This is a genomic window from Vibrio sp. 03_296, from assembly GCF_002265885.1.
Window position 1 is genome coordinate 1 of sequence record NZ_NPKW01001199.1, and the last position, 586, is coordinate 586.

1 tRNA gene and 2 rRNA genes are annotated in these 586 nt (G+C 51.0%); all 3 read left to right on the forward strand.

From position 1 onward, the window contains the following. A 23S ribosomal RNA gene (locus tag CIK04_RS30950) occupies positions 1-278 on the forward strand; the annotation flags it as partial. Between the two features lie 89 nt (positions 279-367). Beyond that, positions 368-483: ribosomal RNA gene (gene rrf, locus CIK04_RS30955) — 5S ribosomal RNA — on the forward strand. 30 nt (positions 484-513) lie between these two features. Beyond that, positions 514-586 (forward strand) — tRNA-Asp (locus tag CIK04_RS30960).

Here is a 586-nt window from a genome sequence, read left to right on the forward strand (position 1 = left end):
GTTGGAAGATTGAAGGGGGCTGCTCCTAGTACGAGAGGACCGGAGTGGACGAACCTCTGGTGTTCGGGTTGTGTCGCCAGACGCATTGCCCGGTAGCTAAGTTCGGAATCGATAACCGCTGAAAGCATCTAAGCGGGAAGCGAGCCCTGAGATGAGTCTTCCCTGATACTTTAAGTATCCTGAAGGGTTGTTCGAGACTAGAACGTTGATAGGCAGGGTGTGTAAGCGCTGTGAGGCGTTGAGCTAACCTGTACTAATTGCCCGTGAGGCTTAACCATACAACACCCAAAGGGTTTTGATGGACTCAAAGCAAGAACGAATTGAATGTGTAGAGAACGCAAACAGCTTTCCGAATTTTAAGAATTTGCTTGGCGACCATAGCGTTTTGGACCCACCTGAACCCATTCCGAACTCAGAAGTGAAACGAAATAGCGTCGATGGTAGTGTGGGGTTTCCCCATGTGAGAGTAGAACATCGCCAGGCTTTTAATTTAGACTTAGGTCTAACCAGTGCGGAGCGGTAGTTCAGTTGGTTAGAATACCGGCCTGTCACGCCGGGGGTCGCGGGTTCGAGTCCCGTCCGCTCC